Origin of the sequence: Lelliottia sp., assembly GCF_045627565.1 — a bacterium.
GTDB lineage: Bacteria > Pseudomonadota > Gammaproteobacteria > Enterobacterales > Enterobacteriaceae > Enterobacter.
Genome location: NZ_JAZQNX010000007.1, coordinates 67,514 through 86,904 on the forward strand (window position 1 = coordinate 67,514; position 19,391 = coordinate 86,904).

At 52.5% G+C, this 19,391-nt stretch carries 14 protein-coding genes; 3 read left to right on the forward strand and 11 right to left on the reverse strand.

Translation table 11 applies throughout. The annotated features are described in order from the left end of the window. Window positions 1-127 precede the first annotated feature (127 nt). The 7 genes from wcaD to ACKI5T_RS04720 all read right to left on the reverse strand — a co-directional run bounded on the left by wcaD (window position 128) and on the right by ACKI5T_RS04720 (window position 7,730). The gene (gene wcaD, locus ACKI5T_RS04690; RefSeq protein ID WP_015959669.1) at window positions 128-1,348 is read right to left on the reverse strand and encodes a colanic acid polymerase WcaD; all 1,221 of its coding nucleotides are present in this window, start codon (window positions 1,346-1,348) and stop codon (window positions 128-130) included. Next, the gene (gene wcaC / locus ACKI5T_RS04695; RefSeq protein ID WP_407435906.1) at window positions 1,323-2,540 is read right to left on the reverse strand and encodes a colanic acid biosynthesis glycosyltransferase WcaC; all 1,218 of its coding nucleotides are present in this window, start codon (window positions 2,538-2,540) and stop codon (window positions 1,323-1,325) included. Before wcaC ends, wcaD begins: the two co-directional genes overlap by 26 nt. Beyond that, window positions 2,537-3,025 (reverse strand): colanic acid biosynthesis acetyltransferase WcaB, encoded by a 489-nt coding sequence (gene wcaB / locus ACKI5T_RS04700; RefSeq protein WP_407435992.1) that lies wholly within the window; start codon window positions 3,023-3,025, stop codon window positions 2,537-2,539. Before wcaB ends, wcaC begins: the two co-directional genes overlap by 4 nt. A gap of 2 nt (window positions 3,026-3,027) precedes the next feature. Then, window positions 3,028-3,870: a colanic acid biosynthesis glycosyltransferase WcaA gene (wcaA, locus tag ACKI5T_RS04705; RefSeq protein WP_407435907.1), complete on the reverse strand. Its 843-nt coding sequence runs from the start codon at window positions 3,868-3,870 to the stop codon at window positions 3,028-3,030. 106 nt (window positions 3,871-3,976) lie between these two features. Next, window positions 3,977-6,139 carry a tyrosine-protein kinase Wzc gene (gene wzc / locus ACKI5T_RS04710; RefSeq protein WP_407435909.1) on the reverse strand — a complete coding sequence of 721 codons (2,163 nt, stop codon included), beginning with the start codon at window positions 6,137-6,139 and terminating at the stop codon, window positions 3,977-3,979. Window positions 6,140-6,141: 2 nt separating this feature from the next. Then, window positions 6,142-6,585: a low molecular weight protein-tyrosine-phosphatase Wzb gene (wzb, locus tag ACKI5T_RS04715; protein ID WP_131488711.1), complete on the reverse strand. Its 444-nt coding sequence runs from the start codon at window positions 6,583-6,585 to the stop codon at window positions 6,142-6,144. A 5-nt stretch (window positions 6,586-6,590) separates the two neighbouring features. Next, complete coding sequence (locus ACKI5T_RS04720) at window positions 6,591-7,730, reverse strand: polysaccharide export protein (protein WP_059179533.1); 1,140 nt, start codon at window positions 7,728-7,730, stop codon at window positions 6,591-6,593. A 693-nt stretch (window positions 7,731-8,423) separates the two neighbouring features. Here ACKI5T_RS04720 and ACKI5T_RS04725 point away from each other — a divergent pair. Next, on the forward strand, window positions 8,424-10,007 hold the full coding sequence (locus tag ACKI5T_RS04725; protein WP_407435912.1) for a TerC family protein: 1,584 nt from the start codon (window positions 8,424-8,426) through the stop codon (window positions 10,005-10,007). Between the two features lie 43 nt (window positions 10,008-10,050). Here the strand turns inward: ACKI5T_RS04725 and asmA are convergent, their stop codons facing one another. From asmA to udk, 3 genes are all read right to left on the reverse strand, one after another. Continuing rightward, window positions 10,051-11,898 carry an outer membrane assembly protein AsmA gene (asmA, locus tag ACKI5T_RS04730; protein ID WP_407435914.1) on the reverse strand — a complete coding sequence of 616 codons (1,848 nt, stop codon included), beginning with the start codon at window positions 11,896-11,898 and terminating at the stop codon, window positions 10,051-10,053. 25 nt (window positions 11,899-11,923) lie between these two features. Continuing rightward, window positions 11,924-12,505: a dCTP deaminase gene (dcd, locus tag ACKI5T_RS04735; protein WP_015959678.1), complete on the reverse strand. Its 582-nt coding sequence runs from the start codon at window positions 12,503-12,505 to the stop codon at window positions 11,924-11,926. A 91-nt stretch (window positions 12,506-12,596) separates the two neighbouring features. Further along, the gene (gene udk / locus ACKI5T_RS04740; RefSeq protein WP_015959679.1) at window positions 12,597-13,238 is read right to left on the reverse strand and encodes a uridine kinase; all 642 of its coding nucleotides are present in this window, start codon (window positions 13,236-13,238) and stop codon (window positions 12,597-12,599) included. 343 nt (window positions 13,239-13,581) lie between these two features. Here udk and ACKI5T_RS04745 point away from each other — a divergent pair, with 343 nt between their 5' ends. After that, complete coding sequence (locus ACKI5T_RS04745; RefSeq protein WP_407435917.1) at window positions 13,582-16,911, forward strand: diguanylate cyclase; 3,330 nt, start codon at window positions 13,582-13,584, stop codon at window positions 16,909-16,911. A gap of 9 nt (window positions 16,912-16,920) precedes the next feature. Here the strand turns inward: ACKI5T_RS04745 and alkA are convergent, their stop codons facing one another. Further along, the gene (gene alkA / locus ACKI5T_RS04750) at window positions 16,921-17,781 is read right to left on the reverse strand and encodes a DNA-3-methyladenine glycosylase 2 (RefSeq protein ID WP_407435919.1); all 861 of its coding nucleotides are present in this window, start codon (window positions 17,779-17,781) and stop codon (window positions 16,921-16,923) included. Between the two features lie 133 nt (window positions 17,782-17,914). Here alkA and yegD point away from each other — a divergent pair, with 133 nt between their 5' ends. Then, window positions 17,915-19,267: a molecular chaperone gene (yegD, locus tag ACKI5T_RS04755; RefSeq protein WP_407435921.1), complete on the forward strand. Its 1,353-nt coding sequence runs from the start codon at window positions 17,915-17,917 to the stop codon at window positions 19,265-19,267. Window positions 19,268-19,391: the final 124 nt, after the last annotated feature.

The following is a 19,391-nucleotide window of genomic DNA, read 5'->3' on the forward strand; positions in this document are numbered from 1 at the left end:
CCTCTGCGTTGGCTTCATCTGTTCACCCCAGTCACTGACTTGTGTCAGCGCCTGGGAATTGTCCGCCTTGCCGCCTTGATGCAACTTGAATAAGTTTGAATATCGAAACATAAACCACCTCATTTCGTCATACCCGCGTAATATTGAGCGCTTTACGCAAAATAAACGGACACACAATTAAGAATGCATATTCCGGGCTAAATATTGACCCGGTAAAAAACAGCGACACCGGCGTAAAAAGATAAAGCTGCACACGAAAGTTTTGATTATCACCGAATGCATTGAGCATCATTTTGAAAACTTTAAACATGTACCACAGCGTTAACAGCACTGCGAACCATGAGAAATAAATAATCAGCAGATACAGACCATTGTCTATGGTTTTACCGACGTCCGCACCGTTAAAGATTCCGAATGATGCAACATATTCATAAAGTGAGCCAAATCTGACTACGCCATCGATATGGGTTAAAGAATACCCAACCATCACCAGCGGCCCAATAATTCGATAATAAGAAGACGAGCCTTCCGTGCCTAAATCACCCAGACGCGTTGCGATGTAGGGAAATGCAAAAACAATGCCCACTAAAAACACGGTTAGCGAAATTATTGCTAACGGTAGTTTTTTCTTGATCGCGTCTTTGTTCAGATACTGAAATGCCCATTCAAGCAGGTAAAACAGGATAAACGTCATTACCCCAGAGAATGAGCCTGACAGGACAATCCCTGCAAGAATCATAGCATCGGTCTTGGGGGTTTTGATACCAAACTGTTTGATGCTCAGCCAAATTGAGATTAATGCCAGAGCGAAAAATGCGGGTTCAAAATAAAGCGCCGTGGTTCGCTTACCACCAAATTTAATGAAGTTCAGTACATAGCTGTTACTGTAAATGAGATATTTCGAAATTATTTCCATCAGGCTACTGCCGCCGGTCAAAATAATTTGCGCCATTTCCAATGCAGCAAGCACAACAATGAATGTCACGGCAATATAAAAGAATCTAAGGATTTTCCTATAATTGTGCGGGGAAATCGTTTTAAAACGAATACTCCACACCATGCCAATAATAATCACGATATAAACGAACAGCATGGTGGAGGTAACGTATTTGCTCGCGTCCAGCGACTGACCGAAGACATAGTTGAAAGCCGTTAAGCCAAAACCGAGCCCCAGGGCAATCATCAGCTTCTTGATGCTGATTTTCTCAACGTACATCAACAGCAAAACGGGCAAGAAGGTGACGATGGTTATCGGAAAACTTTCGCCGAGCTGGGCAATTTTGACGTTGACCAGCAGGTATATAAGCGGAAGCAGCAGATAACTACAGATTCTGATAGAACGAGACATATTCCTCCAGCATCTGTTGGCCGCTGTACGCTTTACGGCTGCGGTTGCGGAACGATTCCAGGTCAGTGCCAAAAACAGCCTGTGCGATGTCCGCCTTGGCGTGTTGCACCAGCGGTAAAACCTCATCTTCGCTGAAGGTTTTTCCGCCTGATTTTTCCAGCACTTCACGCGCAGCATCACTGTGGGTTGCAATGACCGGCACGCCAATGGACAGCGCTTCGCACAAAATCAGCGGATAGTTATCCACGCGCGAACTGAAGACCAGAGCATCCATTCCGTTCAGGGCGCTCATCAGCTTGCGCTTATCGGTTTCGAACCCGTGGTTGGTGACGTTATCGCCCTCAAACGGCGAGAATTTACCGAAGGTGTGCAGCTCAATTTTGTCGCCGAGCGCCATCATGTCGCGTACCAGCCGCTGATTGGTTTTCCCGTCGTAGCGCAGATCGTGTGCCACCACGGCGATTTTCGGTTTACCAGGGGTCACGGCCACCGGCGTGAGTTCCGCCAGAATTTCTTCGGTCGCCACATCAATACCGTTGTTAATGATCTGGCAGCGGCCCGGGCCGTACAGGCTATTAAACGCATCGGCGACGTGCTGACTTGGCGAGATAAAAGTACACCCCAGCGCCAGCATGTCACGGAAGAGCTGACGTTTGCCGGCCACCAGTTTGTGCGCGCGATCCACTTTTACCGGGGGATAATTAGAAAGCGTCGGACATTTCTGGCAGTTTGTTTTCCAGCCTTCGCAGCCGTCGGTAAAGGCGCAGCGACCGGTGACGCTCCAGTGATCGTGTAAGGTCCACACAAATGTGGTGTCCGGTTTGTGTGCCTGCACGTTCTCGCAAAACGCCACTACCTCTTCCAGGTTGAGCCAGTAGCTGTGCAATACGTGGAAATGCAGCACTACCGGGCCGCTGGTGCGGGTCACGGTGCGATAAAGGCTTTTGAGATTCCCAAACAGATCGCGGTTAAACAGGCGGAACAGCGCGATATTGGCCATCGACGTCAGGCGCGGCGTCTGCTTTAAGACCTGAGGATAATTATCATGACTGACGCTTTTTTTGCCACCTTTGCCATAGCCGTAGACAAAACGTGACTGAAGACCTTTTTGCAGCGCGCGCTGATGCAAATCCAGCGCGACGCCTGCCGCCCCGCCCTCTGCCAGGCGAACGTTAAATTGAAGAATATTCATTTGATGACCTTCACACGGGCTTTTTCACCGGTGACAAGTGCGTTATCAGGAATGCTGTCCAGCACCACGCTGCCCGCGCCGATAGTGACGTTATTACCTACGGTAATTTCACCGATCATGACGACGTTTGCGCCCAGTTCGACATTGTTGCCAATCACCGGGCACGCCAGACTCGCCGGGCCACGGTTGCCGAGGGTCACGCCGTGGCGAATCGTAAAATCATCACCCGCGACGACAAATTTATTGATCACCACGGCATAACCGTGATGAATGGTAAAGCGTCGCCCAATGGTGGCTGCAGCCTGAATTTCGTAACCAAACAGACACTCGGTGATGATGCGATACAGCACCAGAATCGGTGCCGCCCACAGATTATTGAGAACATTTTTTTTGCGCCAGACGGAGCAAAAATGCGCAATACGGTACGCCAGTACCATGCAGCACGGGCGCAGGCTCCAGCTGTTGGCGCGGAAATCTTCCAGAATCATTATTTCCCCCGCAGCCCATCAGCCAGACGCTTGGTATTGCGTACGGAAAAGAGCGTCAGCAGCGTGCGCCAGTTCATGCGCTTATTGCGGATCTGATACAGCGTAAAAAGCTGATATTTACGGCTGGCACGGTCAAACTTATCTTTGTGCTTACGGTAAAAGTGGAAGTAGCCAGAGAATTTCTTTGGTGACGAGGTGATTTGCATCTCACCGTGATTGATATGCAGAATTTGCGTGGCGTCGTCCACTTTCCACGGTTCGCCATATTCCACCACCATGCGCAGGAAAATGTCGTAGTCCTGCGCGGCTTTCAGTTCGGTATCAAACAGGCACTCTTTGAAACGCCACGCCCAGGTAAAGACCTGATTGCCAATAATATTGCGCTTGTAGAACAGGCGACGAGAGTACGGTGACTTTGGATACAGCGGCAAGCTCGCCGGTTGGGAATAAACTTCACCCTCGCAGACATAGTCATTGGCGTACAAGAATGCATGCGTCACCAGCTGATGCTTGTGCGCCAGGAAAATGGACAAACGGTTTGGCGTCCATTCATCATCATCATCAATACCCGTGATGAACTCCCCGCCAGACTGGAGAATCGCCTGGTTTCGCACGGCACACGCGCCGGAATTAATGTCATTGTGGATATATTTCACCCGCGCATCGCCAAGTTCTTCAACAAACTTTTGTAACTGCTCATAAGATGAAGAGCAGTCATCGACGATGATCATTTCCCAGTTGTCGTAGTCCTGACGTAATACCGATTTAATCGCGCGGATCGCCAACTGCTGACGATTCCAGGTCGGCATATAAATGGAGATCAAAGGGCGTTGTGTTGTCATTTTCTTCCCCGAATGGCTGGTTGTTTCTGCCCTCACCCATCGTCCCAGACGAGAGACGATACAATTCCCTCTCCCGTCGGGAGAGGGTTAGGGTGAGGGAAAACGGTTATTTACTGTCAGACTTGTATTCGTACTCGTAATACCCGTAATCCTGGTATCCCGTCGCACGGCGGAAGATGGAGTTCAGAATCACCCCTTTCACGTCAATGCCGTTCTGCTCGAAGCGGTTCAGGCTGGTTTCCACTTCCTTCAACGTGTTGACCGCATAGCGAGTCACCATCAGCGTGGTGCCAGCGTGGCGACCGACCACGGCGGCATCGGTCACGGCCAGAATCGGCGGGGTATCTATCAGAACGAGATCGTAATGTTTGCTCGCCCACTCAATCAGTTGCGTGAAACGCTCGCTCATCAGCAGTTCGGAGGGATTCGGTGGCACCTGACCGCGCGGTACAAGGTCAAAGTTAGTGATCGACGTCGGCTTGGCGCACTGCTCAATTTCCCCTTTGCCGAGCAGAATCTCCGACAAACCGTTGACGTTGTTGGTCCCTAACAGTTCGTGGGTGTAGCCCTTACGCATATCGCAGTCGATCAGCAGCACGCGTTTATTGGTTTGACTCACCACCGCCGCCAGGTTGGCGCACACGAAGGTTTTACCAATCGATGGACTCACACCGGTCATCATCAGGACGTTATTTTTGGCCTGCATCATCGCGAAGTGCAGGCTGGTTCGCAGGCTACGCACCGCTTCAATCGCCAGATCCGTGGGGTTACCTACTGCCAGCAATTGGCTCTGTTTGTAGCGTTTAACTCCTTTGACGGTTTTGACGCTATCCCGCGATTTCTGCCATTCCGACAGCGGGATGCTGGCGTAAACGCTGATCCCATTCTCTTCGAGCACCTGCGGGCTTTCGATTCCGCGATTGAACAGGGAACGCAGCAGCACGCCCATAATCGACAGCATCAGACCGAGAATAATGCTGCCCAGAACGATCAGCGCTTTTTTCGGTTTGAGCACACCCGGTTGGGTGATCGCCGGGTCAACGATACGGACATCGCCAACGGTACTGGCTTCGGTGATCTTCAGCTCCTGCTGTTTGTTCAACAGCTGCATGTACACCTGCTGGCCCGATTCCACATCGCGGGTCAGACGCACAATTTCCTGCTGGGTTTTCGGCATCGCCGTTACGCGGTTGTTGAGTTTTGATTTCTCATCTTCCAGCGCCTGACGTTTTTCCAGAAGCGTGCGGTACGCCGGGTGACGTTTGGTGTAGAGCTTCGAAATTTCCGCTTCTTTGAACGTCAACTCATTCAGCTGCGCGTCGATGTTCACCATCGAGTCGAGGACGGACTTCGCCTCCAGCGGAAGGTCGACAGAATCTTTATCCTGACGATAGGCGTTCAGTTTGTTTTCCGCTTCATCAAGATGCGCGCGCACTTCCGGGAGCTGTTTCGCCAGGAAGGCGAGGCTTTTTGCCGCCTCAGCGGACTTGCGTTCGACGTTTTGCTCAAGATAGTTGCGAGTAATGCTGTTAAGAATGTCGCGGATCTTGTCTTTGTCTTCACCGGTGAAGGTCATGCTCAATACGCCGGTGTCCTTACCATTTTCCGTTACGGTGAGATTGCCCTGCAGATTGTTGATCATCCCCAGCATCGAGAATTTGGAGACGGTGAATTTGCCGCCCTCAGCCGCCTTGATGTCGCTCACCATCATGCTCACGCCGTTTTTGGTCAGCATCTGTCCAACTTTGCCACGCGCGCTGAACCCGGCGTCGCTGGTGAGCTGGTACTGCTTTGGCCCGAGAACCTCAAGCGTGAAGACCTGATCGCCCGCCCCTTTTGGCAGCTCGAAGGTGGTCACTTTGACCATGTCATTTTGACGGCCCATCAGCCTGTCCCAGCCAGCACCAAATATCGGGAAAGTGTCTTTGGTGACACCGATGTCGAGATCCAGATCGTCAACGGTTTTGCCGAGCACCAGGCGCGACTGGATGAGCTGAATTTCAGCGTCCGACGCCGGTGGCTTATTCGCCAGCGCCGAGCCGATATCCTGCACCAGCGAGTTGCCCGAGTTCTGCTCAATTTGTACCAGCGCATCGGCGCTATAGATTGGCGTCGCAAACAGGGTGTAAATCACGGCAGCTAACGCAAACACCGCGGTAATGCCCAGCACCCACCATTTCGCCTCAACGACCGTCCCGACCAGACGACCAATATCTATTTCATCACTGCCCGAAATCGGGGCGGCAGAAGGTTTTGTTTTTTCTGTCATTGTTATCCCTGCTGAGCTTTCAGTGCCTGCGCCCACTGTTGGGCAGACTGGTCAAGTAAGGTATAAACCGCCTCAAAGGCCTCACGGCTTTTACGATACGGATCGGGAATTTCGCGTTCACCGTCCCAGTGACCAAACAGCATCACTTTGCCGCGCATCTCCGGAGCGAGTTCACACAGCGCATGGATATGGCGTTTTTCCATTGCCAGGATCAGGTCGTAATCCCGACACATCCGGCCCGAAACCTGACGAGCAACGTGCCCGTCTAAGGAGAGGTTATGTTCCTGCGCCACGTTCGTTGCGCGCTCATCAGCCCCTTTACCGACGAGCGCCCCCAGCCCTGCTGATTCGACGATCAGATTGGGCTGGTAATTTTTCAGCAGCCGTTCAGCCGTGGGGGAACGGCAAATGTTCCCCACGCACACCACCAGAATTTTGTTAAACATCGCGATTACCAGGTATGAATGTTGCGCGCCGTATCCGTCATGTAGCGGACGCCACTGATGGTTGGCAGCAACTGGTTGATCAGACGGTTCCAGCGGGCAACCGGTGCCGTGGTGACGTACACCACATCGTATGGCTGGAGTCGGAACTCAGTTGCCATAACCAGAGACGTCGCATCGGACATATCGAGCTGGTAGATGTTGGCAATTTTGCCTTTGGCACTGCCCTCGCCTTTCAGCGGACGAATAACGAAGATGCCGCTGGCGTTAGACGCCGTCATGTCGAGGCCTTCCGCATTGCCCAGCGCTTCGGTCAGGGTCATGCCGCTGAAGTCCATTTTGAGCGTGGTTTGTTTTTTCACTTCGCCCATCACGAACACTTTCAGATCGTCATTGCGCGGAACAAACAGAATATCGCCAGGATAGAGCAAACGGTTTTGGCTCAGATCGCCGTTCTGCATGAGCGCCTGGAGCGAAATACGCTCTTCTTTACCGTCGTGCGTCAGCACCACGTTGCGCCAGTCAGCAGCATCGGTCAGACCGCCTGCCGTGTTAATTGCATCCAGAATCGTCAGCGGGACGTTAGTGATCGCCTGCTGACCCGATTTATTCACTTCACCGGACACATAGGCTTTTTGCGAACGGAACGCGGCGATATTAACGTCTACCTGCGGATCGGCGATGTACGTCGCTAAGCGGCCGGTAATATCACTACGAATTTCTGCAAGCGTTTTCCCAACCACGTGGACTTTGCCGATATAGGGATAGAACATCGTGCCATCTGGCTGAACCCAGTTACCGGTGTCGCTTGAGCTACGATATTGTCCAGCGGGGGTGGTCAGTTCAGGGTGATCCCAGACGGTCACACTCACCACATCACCCGGACCTACACGGTATTGGTAGCTCGCAATTTCCTGGTCCAGAGACATATTCGGCTGCGCCACATTGGGACGCGGACGTAATTGTTCGACAAGGCGTGGCGTTAATGGATAAACATTCACCATTTTGTCGAGATCAAAATCAGCATCCTGTTGCTTGATCACATCCTTGCCCACTGTTGACATATTGCTGCCGGGAAAGACCGTACAACCACTCATCAAGGTCACAGACACCAATAATGGCATCAATTTCATTTTGGATTTCATCATTGATTATTTATCACTTTGGCAGAGTAATTATCCTGTGCAATTTAAATAAGCGCGGATCGTTTTGGCATTCAGAATGCAGTTAATCAAAAAGAAATATAACTGGCATCATTCCTAAAAAAACCTTATTCACCCGCTGGCTATTGACAGAATAATCGAGGCTGATTCACACGCTTTCAGGCACGCTACCGCCCTTGGCTTTCAGTTACCAATCCACTGACGAAACAATGTGTTATGGATATACACCCTCTTAAAACTGGCTTTCGCGGATATATTATCCGGCACATTTAGCAGCCAGGCCGAATTGAAATTCAGCCCCGAAGACCAGTACAAAAATAGCAACAAGAAGATTTAGCATTTGATGCTGGGGGAATTGTTGCAGCTAACCTAATAGCAGGCAAGGAGACATCTGTCCTAATATTGGTTTTTAAGAATAATATTAAGCGCAAATTTTCGCAGTTTTAGGAATTTCTTCATATTGACTTATACCGATCCTAAATTAGCGGATGCGATATATCCTAATTATTACCAGATATACAAATTTAAACTTCCCAATGGAAATAGTACGGTTATTACCCTGAGGTATTTCTTTTGCATTGATTAAGAGAAATCTCAGCATGGCATTGCAATTTCCGCCCACATTATCCATGATCGAAGTGTGACAAATGTCATATAACTAAAGGTACTGCAATTACTATGGAATGGATTGCCGATCCGTCAATCTGGGCCGGGCTGGTGACGCTGGTCGTCATCGAATTAGTCCTGGGCATCGATAATCTGGTTTTTATCGCCATACTTGCCGATAAATTGCCCCCGGCGCAGCGCGACCGCGCTCGCGTAACCGGTTTGCTGTTGGCAATGGTAATGCGCCTGCTGCTGCTGGCCTCTATCTCCTGGATGGTCACGCTGACCAAGCCGCTTTTTACCTTCCACGACCTGAGCTTCAGCGCGCGCGATCTGATCATGCTGTTCGGTGGGCTGTTCCTGCTGTTTAAAGCCACGGTCGAACTGAATGAGCGACTGGAAGGAAAAGACAGTGATAATCCAACCCAACGGCGCGGCGCAAAGTTCTGGCCAGTTGTGGCGCAAATTGTGGTCCTCGACGCGGTCTTCTCCCTGGATTCCGTAATTACCGCCGTGGGCATGGTCGATCACCTGGCGGTGATGATGGCCGCGGTAATTATCGCCATTACCCTGATGGTCATGGCGAGCAAGGCGCTGACCCGCTTTGTGAACAGCCATCCCACGATTGTCATTCTGTGCCTGAGTTTTCTGCTGATGATTGGCTTTAGCCTGGTGGCAGACGGTTTTGGTTTCTCTATTCCAAAAGGCTATCTGTACGCGGCGATTGGGTTCTCGGTCATTATTGAGACGCTGAATCAGTTGGCAATTTTCAATCGACGCCGTTTCCTGTCCGCCAATCAAACATTGCGTCAGCGGACTGCCGAGACGGTTTTGCGTCTGTTGAGCGGCAAAAAAGAAGATGCCGAACTTGATGCGGAATCTGCTTCGCTGCTTGCCGATCACGACGATAGTCAGATTTTTAACCCGCAAGAACGCCGGATGATTGAGCGGGTGTTGAATCTGAATCAGCGCTCTGTCAGCAGCATCATGACGTCGCGCCACGACATTGAGCACATTGACCTCAACTCACCCGAGACGCAGATACGCGCGCTGCTGGATAAAAACCAGCATACCCGCGTAGTGGTAACGGGCGGCGATGATGAAGACGATTTGCTCGGCGTGGTGCACATTATTGACCTGTTGCAACAGTCTCTGCGCGGCGATCCGCTGGATTTACGTGTGCTCGTTCGACAGCCACTGGTATTCCCCGAAACATTGCCGCTGCTGTCTGCCCTTGAGCAGTTCCGTAATGCACGAACCCACTTTGCCTTTGTGGTGGATGAATTCGGGTCAGTAGAAGGGTTGGTGACGCTGAGTGACGTAATGGAAACTATCGCAGGTAATCTGCCGAACGAAATCGATGAGATTGATGCTCGCCATGACATTCAGAAAAACGCTGACGGGTCCTGGACGGCAAACGGCCATATGCCGCTGGAAGATCTGGTGCAGTATGTTCCCCTGCCGCTCGATGAAAAGCGCGAATATCACACCATTGCCGGATTGCTAATGGAGTATCTACAGCGTATTCCGAAGCCGGGCGAAGAGGTTCAGGTGGGTGATTACATGTTGAAGACGCTACAGGTCGAAAGCCATCGCGTGCAAAAAGTGCAGCTTATTCCGCTACGCGGAGAAGATGATTTAGATTACGAAGTGTAAAACAGAGCCGGGCAAGCGTTTGTCGCGCTTGCCCGGCTAGAAATCAAAGCTTATCTATCAGCTTCTTCACGTCCTTGCCGTTTTGCGAATTTTTGTTTTTGTCCGCCCAGTCATTCAGACGACGTTTCGCTTCATCTTGCAGGTGTTTACGCAGAATCTGGTCAACCTGGAGGCTGTAGTTCAGCTCCTGCCATTTTCCGTAAACGTTCAACGGAATAGGCGTTTCTTTCAGGAAATCGATGAGTTTGCCTTCCCCTTCCCAACCGGCCAGCACGCGGACGTTGAATCGCGTATCCGTCGTCTCTTTCACCAGATCCATGGTGCCTGCGCCCGTCATATTCAGAAGCGAAGATTGCCCCTGCATATTATCAAGCTTTAACTGGCCGTCATCCAGCGTCAGATCGGCCGTAAACCTGTCGAGTCGCGTCGCGCTGTCATAGTTTTCAGTGGCTTTGACGCTGCTGCTGCGTTCCACAGCCTGCTGCACAAGCTGCTGGAAGTTCAGGCCTTCCATGCGGCTATCGACCAGGTCAACATGCGCCGTTCCCTGCCAGCTGCGACGAAATGCTTCCGCATCAATTTTATCGCCGGAAAAATCACCCGCCATCGTCAGATTGCCGGTTAGGGCGATAGGATAATCGAAGGCTTTCAGGATGGTACCGATCTCAATGTTATCAAGACGCGGCTGGAACTCGGCTTTCGCCATTCCTTTACGCACGTCCAGAAGACCGGGCAGCGAAATATGCCCCGCGCCCATTTGACCACTCAATTCGGAGATAACCAGCAAACCATTATGGTTCAGCATCTGGCTGCTGACATTGGTGAAATCCATACCACGCCAGCGCACAGTGTTGGCTTTAAGCTGAATATCCGCGGTGAAACTACGCAGCCCGTTGTAATCCGGTTGATCGACATTCGAGGCAATAACAGGACGCGTTTGTGTAGGCTGATTTTGCCCCTGCTGCACGGTCTTATCGTCGGTGACCACAGTTTGAGAGACCAGCAGATTTTCCAGATTCAACTTATCCAACTGGAGATCAACGACCCATTTTGGCTGTTCACTCAGCACTACGCTGGCGCGTCCTTTCAGCGTACTGTCGTTGGCCTGCAGGTTAAGATTATTCAGCTCAAGCTGCTTATGTTCTTCGCGCCAAATTCCCTGCAAACTGCCCTGCCCGGTAATCCCCTGAGCCGGTAAATCGACACCGGACAACTGCCAGTTAAGCTGGGTGATATCCGCTGTAAGCTGATGCGGATAGTCGGACGCATTGACGTTCGCATTCATCGACAACGTCAAGTCGCGCTGATTTCGGTTGATGCGCCCTGAGAAGTCAACGGTCGCCACATGATGTTGATCCTGTTCCATTTTGAGGTTGATGTTACGCAGTGTGATCTGCTCTTCATCCTCATGCTGGAACACCAGCACGCTATCAACCACTCTCAGGCTACCGATATCAAACGACCAGCCGGCATCATCCGGGACGTCAGGTAACGAGTTTTCACGCGGCGCGACCGGCGCATCCCCTTTGCGAACGGCTTCGGTTTGCGGAGTCAGTTGAATGACCGCGCCTTTCAGCATCACCTGCTCCACCTGCAACTGATGCGACAGCAGCGGAATTAAGGCCACGTCAAGACGCATATTGTCTGCAGAGACCAGGGGAGCGGAGGCACCAGGCGCTGTCAAAGACATGCGACCGGAAAGAATGCTAAGCTGCGGCCAAACGTGCCAGCGAAGTGACCCATCAAGCTTCAGTTCATACCCGCTTCGGGCTTCGACCTGCCGCACCATATAGCTGCGGAAATCATTGGGGTTAACCAGCAGAACCAACGCCGAAAGGCCAGCAACAAGCACAACCAGCAAAATCATCAGCGTCGTAAGAACTCTTCTCATGGCATCCTCGGTGAACGGCCTAAATTCAGTCTTTATCGATACGACTGGCAACCGCGCCCTGCTGATCGCGATACTTTGCATCCTGCCGGCGGTTATAAGGACGATCGGCCGGGCCGGTTAACGGCTCGAAGCTCAGTGCACCGATCATCATTCCAGGACGTAATGCCAGGGGCAGTTTCCCGGCGTTGAAAAACTCCAATACAATATGACCTGACCAACCTGGATCGATACGGTGTGCGGTGACGTGAACCATTAATCCCAGCCGCGCCAGTGAAGAACGCCCATCGAGCCAGCCAACCAAATCAGCAGGCAATGTGACGGATTCAAACGTGACCGCCAGCGCCAGTTCGCCGGGATGCAGATAAAAAGCTTCACCTTCTGCCAGCACGATTTCGTCACTCATCACACGATCAAGTGCGGCGCTGACTTCGTCTTTCGGCCCGCTCAAATCGATATAGGCAGCGGTATGACCACTAAACGTGCGGAATTTATTGCCCAGACGCACATCAACGGTCACGCCGTTAATTCGCTCCACGGGTGGACGCGGGGTGATAGACAGACGGCCTTCGTCCAGCCAGGCTTCTATATCACGGTCACAAAGACGCATGCCACTTTCTCCTTTGCTGCATCAGAACCTGAAGCCATACTGGCCTCAGGGCAAATCAGGTTATTTCTGAACGGTACACAATTTGCGCGAATTATTCAAAAAACTGACTGATTTTCGCTTTCAGAATATCGATGGCAATGCGGTTTTTACCCCCGCGCGGCACGATGATATCGGCGTATTGTTTAGACGGTTCGATAAACTGCAGGAACATCGGCCGTACCGTTTTTTGATATTGCGCCATGACGGAATCCATCGAACGGCCACGCTCGTTGACGTCACGTTTGATACGACGCATGAGACAAATATCCAGCGGTGTATCGACGAAAATGGAGAAGTTCATCGCTTCGCGCAGGCGCGCGTCGGTCAGCAACAAAATGCCTTCCAGAATGATGACCTTCTTCGGTTCGATGTGAATGGTGTCCTGCGTACGCGTGTGATCAACGTAGCTGTAGACCGGGAGATCAATAGGCGTGCCGTTTTTGATCATTTGTAAATGCTGGAACAGTAGACTGTGATCCATGGCATTGGGATGGTCGTAGTTGGTTTTTACACGCTCTTCCATCGACAGATGCGATTGATCTTTGTAATAGCTGTCTTCGGGAATGACGCCGATGTGTTCATCACCAACCTGATCGCGCAGTTCACGATAAAGCGTACTGGCAATAAGACTTTTACCTGAAGCCGATGCGCCGGCGATGCCGATAATGACGCACTGATGGGACTTATCAGTCATAAATTTAGCGACCTGATTAACCTGGATGTAAAGGAAGGACGACGCCGGAGCGTCAAACGCCGCAATTATAGGGATTTCGCTTGCGTGATACTAGTCGTAAGCGCAGCTAATGCGTGAGTCATTCCAAAGTCGTTCATTTCTGCCTGACACAAATTTTGATGGTCAAATTTAACGCATTCATGATGAAATTTCTGCAGACTAACTATTTAATAACTCTATGATGGCAAATTATGAGCAGTCGGCATATGAATTGTAAATTGTTTGTACTAGCATAATCCAAATTCAAATTTCAACTCGTCCGGACCTGGTTCCTGGCGGCATGGCGTCCCTGGATAAAGCGGTAATGAATAAACAATACCAGCGCGTTTTGGTTACTACCCCACATCCAGTGCTACGGCTTGTCAGTCTTGGTCTGGTAACGTTCATATTTACCCTTTTCTCGCTCGAACTGACTCGATTCGGAACGTTGCTGGCGCCGTTGTGGTTCCCGACCTCAATCATGATGGTCGCGTTTTACCGCCATGCCGGAAAAATGTGGCCGGGTATTGCCCTCGCCTGCTCCCTGGGGAATATTCTCGCTACAGGATTATTGTTCAGTTGGGAGTCGCTTAATGTCTTGTACCCCACGATAAATGCTATCGAAGCATTTGTGGGCGCGCTGCTGCTGCGTAAAATGTTGCCCTGGTATAACCCCTTAAAAAATCTTGGCGACTGGATACGTCTGGCGATCGGCAGCGCCGCGATCCCGCCGTTGCTGGGTGGTGTGCTGGCCTGGCTTTTAGTTCCCAGCGAGGAGCCACTGCGCAACTTTCTGGTGTGGGTATTATCGGAATCTATTGGTGCGCTGGCGCTTGTCCCGCTAGGACTGCTTTTCAAACCGCACTATTTACTGCGCCATCGCAACCCAAAACTGCTGCTTGAAACGCTCGTCACCATGGCGGTCACGCTGGTGCTATGTTGGGTTGCGATTACGTTCCTTCCGTGGCCGTTTACCTGCGTCATCGTATTGCTGATGTGGAGTGCCGTACGCCTCCCGCGGCTCGAAGCGTTCCTTGTTTTTCTGGTCACGGTAATGATGGTGTCACTGATGATGGCGACCAATCCGACCCCCATGACCACTCAAAATACCAGTGTCATGCTTAACGCACCGTGGTTGCCGTTCCTGATGATGCTGCTTCCCGCGAACGTCATGACCATGGTGATGTACGCCTTTCGTGCCGAACGTAAGCACATCACCGAAAGTGAAGAACGTTTTCGCAATGCCATGGAATATTCGGCGATTGGCATGGCGCTGGTCGGGATTGATGGCCAGTGGCTGCAGACCAACAAAGCGCTGTGTGAGTTTCTTGGCTATTCCCAGACCGAACTGCAGTCACTCACGTTTCAGCAACTGACCTGGCCTGAAGATTTACATACCGATCTTGAGAGCCTCGAGCAACTGGCGCGCGGTGACATTAACAGCTACTCGCTGGAGAAGCGCTATTACACCCGTAACGGCGAAGTCGTCTGGGCGCTGCTGACCGTCTCGGTTGTGCGTCATACGGACGGGTCACCGCTCTATTTTATTGCGCAAATCGAAGATATTAATGACCTCAAACACACCGAATGGGTGAATAAGCGCCTGATGGAGCGTATTACGCTGGCGAACGAAGCGGGCGGCATTGGTATCTGGGAATGGGACCTGCAGCCTGACGTCATCAGTTGGGACAAACGCATGTTCGAGATGTACGAAATCCCGGCGCACATCAAGCCGACCTGGCAGCTTTGGAACGACAGTATTATTCCCGAAGATCGCGCGTACGCCGAGCAGGTTATTCGCGATTCGCTGATGGCACGAGTGCCCTTTAAGCTTGAGTTCCGCATCCGCGTGAAAGAAGGCGTACGTCATATCCGTTCCCTTGCGAACCGAGTGCTGAACAAGCAAGGCGAAGTCGAACGGCTGCTCGGCATTAATATGGACATGACCGAAGTTAAGGAACTTAACGAAGCATTGTTCCAGGAAAAAGAGCGTCTGCACATCACGCTCGACTCCATCGGTGAAGCGGTACTCTGTACTGATGTCGATATGCACGTCACCTTTATGAACCCCGTTGCCGAGAAAATGAGCGGCTGGACGCAGCAAGAAGCGATGGGTCAGCCGATTTTGAGCGTGTTACACATTACGTTCAGCGAAAACGGTCCGCCGATGGAAAACATTCACAGCGGCGATATGTCACGTTCCGACATTAATCAGGATGTCGTACTGCACAGCCGCACCGGCGGAACGTTCGATATTCATTACAGTATTACCCCATTAAGCACGCTGGACGGACATAACATCGGTTCCGTTCTGGTCATTCAGGATGTCACCGAGTCACGTAAAATGCTGCGCCAGCTCAGCTACAGCGCCTCGCATGACGGCCTCACCCACCTCGCTAACCGCGTCAGTTTTGAAAGCCATTTAAAGCGCCTTCTGCAAACTGTTCATGACACGCATCAACGCCACGCGCTGGTGTTTATCGATCTCGATCGCTTCAAAGCGGTGAACGATACCGCAGGACACGCCGCGGGTGATGCGCTGCTGCGCGAGCTCTCGTCGCTGATGCTCAGCATGCTGCGCTCCAGCGACGTGTTAGCTCGTCTGGGTGGCGATGAATTTGGTCTGCTGCTTCCGGACTGCAACGTGGAAAGTTCGCGCTACATTGCCGGGCGTATCGTTCACGCCATCAACGATTACCAGTTTATGTGGGAAGGTCGTCTGCATCGTATCGGTGCCAGCGCCGGGATTACACTGCTTGATGACAGCAACTATCAGGTTGCGGAAGTGATGTCTCAGGCCGACATCGCCTGCTACGCGTCCAAGAATAATGGCCGTGGCGTGGTGACGGTGTACGAACCACAGCAGGAACGTATTCACAGCGCGCGGGGCATGATGTCGCTGGATGAGCAGTGGCATATGATCAAAGACAATCAGTTGCTGATGACGGGCCGTAGCGTAGCCTCTCCGCGCATCCCGGAAAGCAGTAACTTCTGGCTCATCTCTCTGCGACTGTGGACCAGCCAGGGCGACGTTGTAGAAGAACAGGCGTTCCGCTCAGGTCTGATGGAGCCGGATCTGTTACATGCGTTGGATCGCCGCATCTTCCAGACATTTTTCCGCACCTACGCCACGCAAGTCGCAACTAAGGGAATGGGTGTGGCGCTGCCGCTCTCAGCTGAAGGGCTGTCCAGCACGACGCTGGTGAGCGAACTGCTCGATTTACTGGAAAAAAGTCCTCTGCAGGGACGCTTGCTGCATCTGGTTATTCCGGTAGAAACCCTGCAAAATCAGGATGTTCACATTCAGAATGGATTACAAAAACTGCGTCTGGCGGGATGCCGAATTGTGCTGTGTCACGTCGGGCGCAATATGGATGTGTTTAATCATCTCACCCCGCACATGGCTGATTATCTGTTGTTGGATCCTGAACTGGTCACCAACGTTCACGGTAACCTGATGGACGAAATGATGGTGTCTATCATTCAGGGACACGCCCAACGACTCGGCATGAAAACCATCGCCGGGCCAAGTAACCAGCCATTGATGATGGATACGCTTTCCGGAATTGGTATCGATTATATCTACGGCGACTGCATTGCCGAGCCGCAGCCGCTAGAGCTGCTGCTCAATACCAGCTATTTCGCGATCAATTAGGCCGAAACCCTATTCATCAGGCTTTCGCAAGTCTGGCGTCCAGCCGTCGGTGTACCAGATATGCAGCAAAGCATAGGAACGCCACGGCTGCCAGCGCTGGGCATAGCGGCGAATTTGCGCCGGGGTCATACCGGCAAAACGCTGCTTAATCAGATAATCATCCGGTAAAAATACGTCTTTCGCCTGCCAGCCGCGCAGCGCCAGATAGTTCGCCGTCCAGCGCCCTATCCCCGGACGGGTTTGCAGCGCCTTCATGCCCGCATCAATGTCCTCCGGCGGTCGCAGCGGAAACGTCCCCTCCACGACCGATTGCGCCAGATGAATCAGCGACTCTGCGCGTTTAACGGGCATCCCCAACGCCTTGAGCGCCAGCGGATCGGTGCCTGCAAGTGCCGCTGCCGTCGGGAAACAACGGTATTCAGGGAAATCTTTCAGCGGTTCGCCGCACAACGCTACAACTCGCGACGCCAACTTTGCCGCCATCGATACGCTCACCAGTTGGCCAAGAATCGCCCGCACGCCCTGTTCAAAGGTATCCATTGAGCCGGGTAGACGTAATCCAGGCCGAGCCGCCCCCAGGTCGCCTAACGTCGCGGCTATCTCCTGCGGGTCACAGCTAAGATCGAACAGGCGCTCAATGCGCTCAAGACAGACCTGCGCAACGGGAATTAACCCTTCGCTCAGGGTGACGCGTAACGTGCAATTGCCAACATCAGGCGTGACGCGAAACATCCCCTGATGCCCGTTATACGCGAAACTCCGCGCGTAATAGGCGTCAGTCACGGTTTCGATGCCCGCCACCGCACGCGCACTCAGAAATCCAAACATCCATTGCCAGTCATAAGGTGGTTTCCAGTTCAGGGTATACATCGCTGCTCCTTTTCATCTGCTCCTCAGCATAAACTGTCTTTCTGTGCGCTGCCTTGCTTTCATATTCCAGTTGTCGCGAGCGTGACATTTCGCTAAAGTCTCGCCCCTTCTCAACGGCATGGGGACTTCGTCAGTGTTTATTGGATTTGACTACGGTACGGCAAACTGCTCAGTGGCAGTGATGGACAACGATCAGCCACGTCTGCTGAAAATGGAAAAAGAGAGCACCCTGCTGCCGTCGATGCTGTGCGCACCGACGCGTGAGGCGGTGAGCGAATGGCTGTATCGCCATCATCAGGTTCCCGCCACCGCGACGGAAACCCAGGCGCTGCTGCGTCGTGCCGTGAATTTTAACCGCGAAGAAGATATTGATGTGACGCCGTCGAGCGTCCAATTCGGATTAGCCTCGTTGGGCCAGTACATCGAAGATCCCGAAGAAGTTTACTTCGTCAAATCGCCAAAATCCTTTCTCGGTGCCAGTGGACTCAAGCCGCAGCAGGTCGCCCTGTTTGAAGATCTGGTCTGCGCCATGATGCTGCACATCCGTCACCAGGCGCAAACGCAGGTGACGGAAACGATCACCCAGGCGGTGATCGGACGCCCAATCAACTTCCAGGGCCTGGGCGGCGATGACGCTAACCATCAGGCGCAGGGGATTCTTGAGCGTGCTGCGCACCGCGCTGGTTTCCGTGACGTCGTATTCCAGTATGAGCCGGTGGCTGCCGGTCTGGATTTTGAAGCCACGCTGCGTGAAGAAAAACGCGTGCTGGTCGTCGATATCGGCGGCGGAACCACCGACTGTTCCCTGCTGCTGATGGGCCCTGAATGGCACACGCGCCGCGATCGCGAAAACAGTCTGCTAGGCCACAGCGGATGCCGCGTGGGCGGTAACGATCTGGATATCGCGCTGGCATTTAAAAGCCTGATGCCGCTGCTCGGCATGGGCGGACAGACCGAAAAAGGCACCGCGCTGCCGATTCTGCCGTGGTGGAATGCCGTCGCGATTAACGACGTCCCGGCGCAGAGTGATTTCTACAGCACCGCCAACGGCCGTTTCCTGAACGATCTGATGCGCGACGCACAGGACGGTGACAAAGTGGCGTTACTGCATAAAGTCTGGCGTCAGCGTCTGAGCTATCGCGTGGTGCGTAGCGCCGAAGAGAGCAAAATCGCACTTTCTGACGCCGCAGAACACGCCGTCACGCTGCCGTTTATCAGTGATGAACTGGCCACTGCGATTTCGCAGCACGGGCTTGAAACCGCGCTGTCTCAACCGCTGCAACGCATTCTGGAACAGGTGCAGCTGGCGCTGGAAAACGGCAACGAGAAGCCCGACGTTATCTATCTGACCGGCGGTAGCGCCCGTTCACCGCTGATCAAAAAAGCGCTGGCGGAACAGCTGCCGGGCATTCCTATTTCTGGCGGCGATGATTTTGGCTCGGTGACCGCAGGGCTGGCCCGATGGGCGAAAGTGATGTTTAGTTAACTGTTCCCGGATTACGTCACCCTCTCACCTTCTTTTGAGAGTGAGTGAAACCGGCAGCTATTGAATAGTAACGGAATTCGAGAGTTTCGAAGCGAGGCCTTAGTCCGGCTGTAAATCGCCGAGA

Bases quoted from the DNA above. Each gene is read 5' to 3' on its own strand.
- wcaD (WP_015959669.1), bottom strand. From the start codon at position 1,348: ATGTCTCGTTCTATCAGAATCTGTAGTTATCTGCTGCTTCCGCTTATA.
- wcaC (WP_407435906.1), bottom strand. From the start codon at position 2,540: ATGAATATTCTTCAATTTAACGTTCGCCTGGCAGAGGGCGGGGCGGCA.
- wcaA (WP_407435907.1), bottom strand. From the start codon at position 3,870: ATGACAACACAACGCCCTTTGATCTCCATTTATATGCCGACCTGGAAT.
- wzc (WP_407435909.1), bottom strand. From the start codon at position 6,139: ATGACAGAAAAAACAAAACCTTCTGCCGCCCCGATTTCGGGCAGTGAT.
- wzb (WP_131488711.1), bottom strand. From the start codon at position 6,585: ATGTTTAACAAAATTCTGGTGGTGTGCGTGGGGAACATTTGCCGTTCC.
- ACKI5T_RS04720 (WP_059179533.1), bottom strand. From the start codon at position 7,730: ATGATGAAATCCAAAATGAAATTGATGCCATTATTGGTGTCTGTGACC.
- ACKI5T_RS04725 (WP_407435912.1), top strand. From the start codon at position 8,424: ATGGAATGGATTGCCGATCCGTCAATCTGGGCCGGGCTGGTGACGCTG.
- asmA (WP_407435914.1), bottom strand. From the start codon at position 11,898: ATGAGAAGAGTTCTTACGACGCTGATGATTTTGCTGGTTGTGCTTGTT.
- dcd (WP_015959678.1), bottom strand. From the start codon at position 12,505: ATGCGTCTTTGTGACCGTGATATAGAAGCCTGGCTGGACGAAGGCCGT.
- udk (WP_015959679.1), bottom strand. From the start codon at position 13,238: ATGACTGATAAGTCCCATCAGTGCGTCATTATCGGCATCGCCGGCGCA.
- ACKI5T_RS04745 (WP_407435917.1), top strand. From the start codon at position 13,582: ATGAATAAACAATACCAGCGCGTTTTGGTTACTACCCCACATCCAGTG.
- alkA (WP_407435919.1), bottom strand. From the start codon at position 17,781: ATGTATACCCTGAACTGGAAACCACCTTATGACTGGCAATGGATGTTT.